Origin of the sequence: Mesorhizobium sp. M1A.F.Ca.IN.020.06.1.1 (assembly GCF_004023265.1) — a bacterium.
In the GTDB taxonomy this organism is placed as follows: domain Bacteria; phylum Pseudomonadota; class Alphaproteobacteria; order Rhizobiales; family Rhizobiaceae; genus Mesorhizobium.
Genome location: NZ_RZSR01001747.1, coordinates 1 through 513, shown reverse-complemented (window position 1 = coordinate 513; position 513 = coordinate 1). Strand labels below are relative to the sequence as shown.

Annotated in this window: 1 protein-coding gene and 1 pseudogene; both read left to right on the top strand. The window is 60.2% G+C overall.

Annotated features, from left to right (window positions below; translation table 11 throughout):
- Positions 1 to 190 (top strand): annotated as a pseudogene (locus EOA60_RS38605) (hypothetical protein); the annotation flags it as partial.
- Between the two features lie 95 nt (positions 191 to 285).
- Positions 286 to 513, top strand: a 228-nt coding sequence (locus tag EOA60_RS36675; protein ID WP_245502729.1) for a helix-hairpin-helix domain-containing protein, incomplete at its 3' end; no start/stop codon positions are given.

The following is a 513-nucleotide window of genomic DNA, read 5'->3' as shown; positions in this document are numbered from 1 at the left end:
GATCATGCCCTACAGCGCAAGGTCTCGACCGGGCGCGCCCGTCGCGGCGCCGATCACCTGGGCGGAGATGAAGACGATTGATGCGCCCTCTCATTTCCACGTCGGCGATGCTCCTGAATTGAAGAAACGCGCAGCCTACAAATCATTGGCGGGGTGGGGTCGCGCCGACCAGTCCTTGCCTAATCTGTAGCGCCCACTCCGCGAAAAAGGCAGCAACCATGGATCAGCGTTTCGCAGTCTTTGCCTGATTGGAACCTGCGGAGATCGGCCCCGTTTGCATCGACAATGGCAAAAACCGATCCGAGGACAGTAGCCAGCCTGCTAAGGGAATACGCACATCGCTTATCGCTGCGCGGGGACAATCCCTATCGCACCAAGGCTTACTTGCGCGCGGCCGATAGTCTGGCTGCGTTGTCGCAGCCGCTTGACCGGATCATCGCCGCGGGCGCCCTCACCAGGATCCCGGGGATCGGTGACGCTATCGCAGACATTATCCGCAAGCTCTATGAATCG